The sequence below is a fragment of the Leucobacter sp. M11 genome (assembly GCF_035726885.1).
Lineage (GTDB): Bacteria > Actinomycetota > Actinomycetes > Actinomycetales > Microbacteriaceae > JAPFRB01.
Genome location: NZ_JAPFRB010000003.1, coordinates 197,210 through 203,949 on the forward strand (window position 1 = coordinate 197,210; position 6,740 = coordinate 203,949).

At 71.8% G+C, this 6,740-nt stretch carries 4 protein-coding genes and 1 pseudogene; 3 read left to right on the top strand and 2 right to left on the bottom strand.

All coding sequences use genetic code 11. From position 1 onward, the window contains the following. A pseudogene (locus tag OOT08_RS09195) lies at nucleotides 1–1,307 on the top strand (YhgE/Pip domain-containing protein); the annotation flags it as partial. A 63-nt stretch (nucleotides 1,308–1,370) separates the two neighbouring features. On the opposite strand, the gene OOT08_RS09200 reads toward OOT08_RS09195, so the two are convergent. Then, nucleotides 1,371–3,146 carry an L-lactate permease gene (locus OOT08_RS09200; RefSeq protein ID WP_325092896.1) on the bottom strand — a complete coding sequence of 592 codons (1,776 nt, stop codon included), beginning with the start codon at nucleotides 3,144–3,146 and terminating at the stop codon, nucleotides 1,371–1,373. 229 nt (nucleotides 3,147–3,375) lie between these two features. Here OOT08_RS09200 and OOT08_RS09205 point away from each other — a divergent pair, with 229 nt between their 5' ends. After that, nucleotides 3,376–4,140, top strand: coding sequence for an IclR family transcriptional regulator (locus tag OOT08_RS09205; RefSeq protein WP_325092356.1), 765 nt, complete (start codon nucleotides 3,376–3,378; stop codon nucleotides 4,138–4,140). Nucleotides 4,141–4,350: 210 nt separating this feature from the next. Next, nucleotides 4,351–6,525 carry a malate synthase G gene (locus OOT08_RS09210; protein WP_325092357.1) on the top strand — a complete coding sequence of 725 codons (2,175 nt, stop codon included), beginning with the start codon at nucleotides 4,351–4,353 and terminating at the stop codon, nucleotides 6,523–6,525. Between the two features lie 53 nt (nucleotides 6,526–6,578). Here the strand turns inward: OOT08_RS09210 and OOT08_RS19135 are convergent. Continuing rightward, nucleotides 6,579–6,740 (bottom strand): heme-binding protein (locus OOT08_RS19135; protein ID WP_442916233.1); only part of this gene is annotated, 162 nt, incomplete at its 5' end.

Here is a 6,740-nt window from a genome sequence, read left to right on the forward strand (position 1 = left end):
ACGGCAACGCCGCCGAGATCTCCGGGCTGGCCGCCGAGTGCGCCCAGGCCACCGGTGACGACCCCGCCGCGGCGGACTTCTGCGCCCGCCTCGCGGGGGCGAGCCAGTCCCTCTCGGCGCAGGCCCCGGAATCGAACGCCCTCACGGCCCTCGCCGCCCAAGCGCCCGCCGCGGCCCCCAGCGCCGAGCTGCAGATCCCCTCGGTTGCGGATGTCATCACCTACCTTCGGCAGGCGCGGACGGACATCGACGGCCTCGTCACGAACGTCGAGAAGCTCAACGGACAGCTCGGCGCGTTGCCCGCGGGCGGCGCACGATTGCTCGCCGGGGCCGACGGCCTCGCGGCGGGCACCCGCGGCCTCGCCGGGGGCATCGACGAGCTCGCGGTCGGCGCGCAGGACCTCGCGGGGGGCGCCGGACTCGTCAGCCAGGGCGCGGGCCAGCTCGCTCAGGGCACCGGGGCACTCGCCTCTGGCGCGCAGGAGCTGAACGCGGGCGTCGGCCAGCTCACGAGCAACATCCCGATGCTCGTCGACGGCACGGTGCAGCTGCACGAGGGCTCCGAGGCACTCGCCACGGGCGCGCGAGCCGCGCACGACGGACAGCGGGAGCTGGCCACGGGGCTCGGCACCGCCGTGGAGAGCATCCCGACGACCACCGAGGACGAGCGCATCAACCTCGCCGAGGTCGCCGTGACCCCCGTGGTCGCCGAGGGCGACAGCGACGAGATCTTCAACGCCTCCGGCGTCCCCCTGTTCGCGGCCATCGCGCTCTGGGCCGGGGCGCTCGCCTCCTTCCTCCTGCTGGCCCCCGTCTGGCACCGCACCCGCGACGCCGCCCGCGGGGTGGGCTGGATCACCGCGCGCAGCGCACTGCCCGCGCTGGTCACGGGCGCCGCGCAGGGGCTCGTGGTGGGCATCGCGATGCCCATCGCGCTGAGCCTCGACGCCTCGGCCGTCCTCGGGTTTGCCGGGCTCAGCGTGCTCGCCGGGATCGTCTTCGCCCTCGTGAATCAGGGCTTCGTCGCCCTGCTCCGCGGCTGGGGGCGCTTCCTGTCGCTCGTCATGCTCGTGCTGGCCTTCGCCGCTGGCATCGTCTCGACCGCGCCCGGGGTGCTCAGCACCCTGGCCGGCGCCACGCCACTCGCGCCGGCGATCGACGGTTTCCAGGCCATCGCCTCTGGCGCGAGCGGGGCGGGCAGCGCCGCGGGCGCGCTCGTCCTCTGGGCGATCATCGGGGCCGGGTTGCTCGGCTTCGCGGTGCGCCGCGAACGGGTCCAGACCCGCGTCCTGGCCCCTGCGTTCTAGCCGACTGCGGCGCGCGGCCTCCGACCCGGCGAGTTCCCGCCGGGCCGGGGGCCGCCAGCCCGCCTAGGGCACCATCCAGGACAGCACCGGCGTGGACTGCAGCACGATCAGCACGGTGATCACCGCGAGCAGGGCGACGCTCCAGCCCAGTAACCTGCGGAACAGGGTGCTCTCCCCCTTCTCCAGGCTCACCGCGGCGGCGCCAACGGCGAGGTTCTGCAGGGACAGCATCTTGCCCATCACCCCCGCCGCGGAGTTCGAAGCGGCCATCAGCACGGGCGAGAGCCCGGTCTCCGCGGCCGCCGTCACCTGCAGTTGCCCAAACAGGGAGTTCGAGGAGGTGTCGGAGCCCGTCAGCGCGACCCCGATCCATCCGATCACCGGGGAGAGCACCGCGAAGAAGCCACCCGTGGCGGCAAGCGCGACGCCGAGGCTGGTCGTCATGCCGGAGAAGTTCATCACGAAGGCGAGCGCGAGCACGGACGACACCGTGAGCAGGGTCCAGCGCAGTTGCTTGAGGGTGTCGCCGTAGACCTTGATGCCCGTCCAGAGGGAAATCCGGTAGATGCCCAGCGTGATGAGCCCCGAGACCAGGAGCAGGCTCCCGGTCGCGCGGATGTGATCGATGCGGAAGTTCTGCGCGGCCAGCGGCTCCCCGTCGGCGGTGTAGACGTCCACCCCGGGCCAGCGAAAGCTCACGCCGCCGGAGCGGAGGAGCCAGTCCTTGATTCCGGGAAGCTGGGCGACGCTGAACACGGCCATGATCACGAGGTAGGGCGCGACCGAGAGCCAGATTTCCCGGCCGGAGGGGCGGCCCGTTTTCTGCGGGAGCTGCGCGCCCTCGGCTCCGGCGGCGGAGACGGCCGCCGTGACGGATCCCGCGGTGACCCCGGGCTCCGGCTCGGACGTCGCACCCCCGGGCCCCGAGGCCGCGGGATCGGACCCGCCAGCGGCGGCGGACGTCGCGCCCGCGGGCATCGCGTCCCCGGGGCTGCCCGCGGCTGCCGCGTCCGCGGGCGTCGCGCCGTCAGTCTCGATGCCGATGACCTCTCGGGGCTGCCAGACCCGCAGGAACAGCAGGACCACGAGAACGGTGGCGAGCGCGGCGACGACGTCGGTGAGTTCCACCGTCACATAGTTTGAGATGAGGAACTGGCTGACCGCGAAGGCCACCCCGGCAACGATCGCCACGGGCCAGGTCTGCCGGACGCCCCGCCGCCCGTCCACCAGGAGGACGAGCACGAGGGGCACAATCAGCGCGATCAGGGGGGTCTGCCGCCCGACCATGGCGCTGAGGTCGCTCAGTTCCAGGCCGGTGACACCCTGCAACGCGATGATGGGCGCGCCCATCGCACCGAAGGCCACCGGGGCAGTGTTCGCGAGGAGGGCGACCATCGCGGATTTGATGGGCTTCATCCCCGCCGCGAGCAGCATGGCGGCGGTAATCGCCACCGGGGCCCCGAAGCCGGCCAGGCCTTCGAGGAGGGCGCCGAAGCAGAAACCGATGAGCACGGCGAGGATGCGTAGGTCGTTGGAAATGGACCGGATGGTGCGTCCCAGCACCTCGAACCACGCGGTGGCGACGGTGAGTTTGTATACCCACAGCGCGTTGATCAGGATCCAGAGGATCGGGAAGAAGCCGTAGACGGCCCCCGCGGCGGTGCTGCTGAGGGCCTGGCCGAGTGGCATCTGCCAGACGAGGATGGCGAGCAGGATGGACAGGGCCAGCCCGGTCAGCGCGGAGACCGGCGCCGAGGTGCGAAACACGCCGAGCATGACGAACATGACGATCAGCGGGATTGCGGCGCAGAGCGCCGAGAGGGCGAGCGACCCCACCATCGGGTCGAGGATCTGAGTGAACGGTTCCACGGGGCTCCTTCGCTTGAGGGGAAACGTCTGGGCCGCCACACCCCCCGAAGGTTTTTCAGTATTGAATACCAGGTCCGCGCCGTTGGCCATGCCGAATCGCACCCGCGGACGCTGCTCCGACGCGAAACCCGAGCCCCACGCGGGCGCGGCACCTGAGTAGGATTTCGGTACGGGAACGGGCACAGGAGGGCGGTCAGGAATGGAACCGGAGCTGGGCACGGTGCAGTCTGTTGCGCGGGCGTTCCATCTCATCGAGTTCATCGCGAGGAGCCGTGAGGAAATCACGCTCTCCGCCCTGGCCGAGGCGACGGAACTGCCCCTCCCGACGATCCACCGGCTCCTGCGCACCCTGGTGTCGCTCGGCTACGTCCGGCAGCTCCCGAACCGCCGCTATGCGCTGGGCCCGAAGCTGATTCACGTCGGCGAGGTGGCGAGCCTGCAGATGGGGGCCTGGGCCCGCCCGCACCTGGCCGCGGTCGTCGAGCAGTTGGGCGAGACCGCGAACATGGCGATCCTGGACGGCGACCGGGCGACCTATGTGGCGCAGGTTCCCTCGACCCATTCCATGCGGATGTTCACCGAGATCGGCCGCCGGGTGCACACGCACAGCTCCGGGGTCGGCAAGGCCCTGCTCGCCTTCCTCGACGAGGAGCACGTGCAGGGCATCGTGGCCCAGGCGGGGCTGCCCGTCGCGACGCCACAGACCATCGGCACGGCCGAGGCCCTCGCCCGCGAGCTCGACCTGATTCGGGGCCGCGGATACGCGATCGATGACGGGGAGCAGGAGCTCGGGGTCCGCTGTGTCGCCGTGCACGTTCCGAACATGCCCATCCCCACCGCGATCTCCGTCTCGGGGCCCGTGGCCCGGATCGACGACGGGTTCGCGGAGCGGGCGATTCCGCTGCTGCGCCAAGCCGCGTCGGAGATCTCCGCAGAGGCCACGCACGTCACCCTGCTGAGCTGATTTTCTGCACCCCGATGATCTGATCCTCGTTCCGGCGGGCGGTTCGGGACCGGCAAAAACGATCAACTTCCACGATGCGGAAACTTGCTTCCATTTCTTATGCTCCGGTGATAGCGTCCAAGCACGACGACCGCATGCCCTCTGGCCTGCCCGGAAGCCCGTACAGACCCGGCCGGGACAGGACCAGCGCCCCGCACATAGGAGAAGCTGATGACCGCACAGACCCACTCGACACGAGCCGGCCTCCGGGTCGCCCCGCAGCTGATCGAGTTCGTCGAAACCGAGGCGCTGCCCGGCACCGGCATCGAGGCCGACGCGTTCTGGGCCGGGGTCAGCGAGCTGATCGCCGAGTTCACCCCCGAAAACCGGGCCCTGCTGGCGACGCGCGATGAGATGCAGGCCCGCATCGACGGCTACCACCGGGAGCACCCGGGCCAGCCGGACCCCGCGCACTACCGCGCCTTCCTCACCGAGATCGGCTACCTCGTGCCCCCGCCGGGGCCGTTCCGCGCGAGCACCGCGAACGTGGACACCGAGATCGCGGAGCAGGCCGGGCCGCAGCTCGTCGTTCCCCTGCTGAACGCGCGCTTCGCCGTGAACGCCGCCAACGCCCGCTGGGGCTCGCTCTACGACGCCCTCTACGGCACCGACGCGCTCCCGGAGGCCCCAGGCGCCGAGCGCGGCGCGAGCTACAACCCGGTCCGCGGCGCGCTCGCGATCGCCCGCGGCCGCGAGCTGCTCGACGAGGCAGCCCCGCTGGCCACCGGATCCCACCGCGACGCGACCGCGTACCGGGTCGCGGACGGCGGGCTCACGGTCGTCCTGGCCGACGGCGCCGAGACCGCGCTCGCCGACCCCGCGGGCTTCGCGGGCTACACGGGCGACCCCGCGAGCCCCGCCTCGGTGCTGCTGCGGCACCACGGCCTGCACCTGGACCTGCTCTTCGACCGAGCCGGGGCCATCGGCGCCACGGACGCGGCCGGGATCCAGGACATCGTCCTCGAGTCCGCGGTCAGCACGATCATGGACCTGGAGGACTCCGTGGCCGCGGTCGACGCCGAGGACAAGGCGCTCGGCTACCGGAACTGGCGGGAGCTCATGCTCGGCACGCTCTCCGAGACCGTGCACAAGGGCGGCGGAAGCTTCCTGCGCACGATGAACCCGGACCGCGAGTACCGGGACCCGGCGGGGGCGACCTTCACGCTGCCCGGCCGCTCCATGCTGCTCGTGCGCAACGTCGGCCATCTGATGACCACGGACGCCGTGCTCGACGCCGCCGGGGACGAGGTCTTCGAGGGCCTCCTCGACGCCGTGATGACCACGCTCGGCACCCTGAGCGAGCTACGCGGGGGCGGCGGCGTGAACTCGCGCACCGGCTCGATGTACATCGTGAAGCCGAAGATGCACGGCCCGGCCGAGGTCGCCTTCGCCGTCCGGCTCTTCGCGCGCGTGGAGGAGCTTTTCGGGCTGGCGCCGCTCACCCTCAAGATCGGCATCATGGACGAGGAGCGGCGCACGACCGTGAACCTCGACGCCTGCATCAGCGCGGCTCAGGAGCGGGTGTTCTTCATCAACACGGGTTTCCTCGACCGCACGGGCGACGAGATCCACACGTCGCTGCAGGCCGGACCGATGGTCCCCAAGGCGCAGATGCGCGAGCAGCCCTTCCTGCCCGCCTACGAGAACGCGAACGTGGACGCGGGGCTGGCCGCGGGCCTCCCCGGGCACGCGCAGATCGGCAAGGGGATGTGGGCCATGCCCGATCTCATGGCCGCCATGCTGGAGCAGAAGATCGGCCACCCCGAGGCCGGGGCGACGACCGCCTGGGTCCCCTCGCCCGTCGCCGCAACCCTGCACGCGCTGCACTACCACCGGGTCGACGTTGCCGGCCGCCAGGCGGAGCTTCGCTCGCGGCCCCGGCAGGACCTCGCCCCCATCCTGACCCTGCCGCTGCTCACCGAGCCGCTCAGCCCCGAGGTGATCGCCGCCGAGGTCGACAACTGCGTGCAGTCCATTCTCGGCTACGTCGTGCGCTGGGTGGACCAGGGCGTCGGCTGCTCGAAGGTGCCGGACATTCACGGCGTCGGGCTGATGGAGGATCGCGCGACCCTGCGCATTTCCAGCCAGCTCCTCGCGAACTGGCTCCGGCACGCGATCATCACCGAGGCCGAGGTGGACGCCGCCCTGGAGCGCCTCGCCCCGGTCGTTGACGGGCAGAACGCCGGAGACACGCAGTACGTGGCCCTGATCGGCCAGGACGGTCCCGGCCTCGCGGCCCAGGCCGCCCGTGAGCTCATCGTGGCCGGGGCCGAGCAGCCCAACGGCTACACCGAGCCCATCCTGCACCGCATCCGGCGCGAGCAGAAGCTCCGCCAGGGCGTCTAAGCCCGACGCGCCGCCGCGAGCCCCGGGCCACCCCGAGGGCTCGCGGCGCGAGGTCAGCGCGGCTGTGGGTCAGCGCCGAGCGCCGCGAGCACGGCCAGCGCAACGGCCTCGTCCACGTCCGGCGGCCCCCCGGCGACCCCGAGGCCGCCGGCGTGCACCCCGGCGAACGCGATCGGCACGCCCCCGGGGATCCCGGTGAGCATCCCGTCCGTTGC